The sequence below is a fragment of the Deinococcus sp. Leaf326 genome, from assembly GCF_001424185.1.
GTDB lineage: Bacteria > Deinococcota > Deinococci > Deinococcales > Deinococcaceae > Deinococcus.
This window is the reverse complement of the sequence record NZ_LMOM01000007.1, coordinates 1-1,149: the sequence shown is the minus strand read 5'-3', so window position 1 is coordinate 1,149 and position 1,149 is coordinate 1. Positions and strand designations below refer to the sequence as shown.

The 1,149-nt window shown below is 60.0% G+C and carries 1 protein-coding gene; it reads left to right on the top strand.

Features of this window, described 5'->3' with window-relative positions; genetic code table 11:
- The first annotated feature begins 222 nt into the window (after nt 1-222).
- Nucleotides 223-1,050: a transposase gene (locus ASF71_RS04410; protein WP_235514126.1), complete on the top strand. Its 828-nt coding sequence runs from the start codon at nt 223-225 to the stop codon at nt 1,048-1,050.
- Nucleotides 1,051-1,149: the final 99 nt, after the last annotated feature.

Sequence of the window (1,149 nt, the reverse complement as noted above, 5' to 3'; positions counted from 1 at the left end):
GTCTGTGCTCCAGACTTTTCTCTGCTTTCCCATGGTGATCTCCAGTCTGCTCGTCCCTCGCATCACAAGGGTCAGGTTCTGGAAGTCATCTCTGGAGCATTACCTGTGGAACTAAACGATCGTGGGAGTGGAATCTCCTCAGTACCCGACAGTTTTTCGAGGACTTGAAAAATCTCGTCTGACACGCGACAACAGAGCGCGTCCTCTTCCGCTCTCCAGGCCTTGACGCGTTGCTTCGCGGCGCACTTTCCGGAATACCGGAAGAATCAGGTCGAACTCCTCGCTCTCGTCGTCTTTGCGCTCCTCCAGGCCAAGGACGTGCGCCACGCCGCTCTCGCGGCGCGGTTCCCAGGTGACGCCCAGACCGATTCGGTGATTCGCCGTCTGGAACGCTTTTTTGACCAGCATCCCCTCTGTCCGGCCGACGTGGCTCGGTTGGTCCTGCTGTTGCTCCCTGATCCGAGGCCGCGTGAGTTCATCCTCGACCGCACAAACTGGAAGCTCGGCCAGCAAGACGTCAATGTCTTGCTGCTCGCCGTGATGTGGCGGGATGTCGCGGTTCCCCTGCTCTTCGAGTTGCTGCCTCATGGGGGCAGCAGCGATACCCGGACGCGACTGCGTCTTTTGGACGATGCGCTGACGCTCCTCTCGGCTGCCCAGGTCCGAGTCCTCTATGCCGACCGGGAATTCATCGGCCAGGACTGGTCTGCTGGGCTGGTGGAGCGGGGGATTCCGCTCTGTGTCCGCCTGCGACTGGACACGCTGATCGACGACTGGCGGGCAGACGACTGGTGGGCTCGACTGAGACCAGAGGCCACTGGCCTCTGGTGTGAAGACCTCCTGGTGTACGGTCAGCCGATGAACGTCGTTCTGACGAAGACACCTGATGGCGAGGCCCTGATCATCGCCAGCAACACGGGTTCGGTCATGACGATCCAGGCCAGGTACCGCCGACGGTTCCGCATCGAGTGCCTCTTCCGTGCACTCAAGACCAAAGGCTTCAACCTCGAGAACACGCACATGACGCTCCACGATCACGTGGAGCGGTAATGCTCCAGAGATGACTTCCAGAACCTGACCCTTGTGATGCGAGGGACGAGCAGACTGGAGATCACCATGGGAAAGCAGAGAAAAGTCTGGAGCACAGAC